The 217-nt window shown below is 73.7% G+C and carries 1 protein-coding gene; it reads left to right on the top strand.

Going from position 1 to position 217, the window contains the following annotated elements; translation table 11 throughout:
- A partial coding sequence (locus tag C7H85_RS19790; protein WP_158260127.1) for an Ig-like domain-containing protein occupies nt 1-217 on the top strand: 217 nt, incomplete at both ends.

Below are 217 nucleotides of genomic sequence, written 5' to 3' on the forward strand. Positions count from 1 at the left end.
ATGACGGCAGCTTCAGCTATACCCCGGCGGCGGGCGAGGAGGGCGAGGTGCGCTTCCAGTACCGGCTCACCGACGGCGACGGGGACAGCACCACGGCCACCGTGACCCTCACCCTGCAGGACGACTCCACGCCGACGGTCTCGGTGCTGCTGGCCGAGGGGGACGACGGCGTGGTGTGGGAGTCGGCGCTGCCGGCCGGCCGTGGCGGCGGCGACCT

Source organism: Zobellella endophytica (assembly GCF_003012775.1).
GTDB lineage: Bacteria > Pseudomonadota > Gammaproteobacteria > Enterobacterales > Aeromonadaceae > Oceanimonas > Oceanimonas endophytica.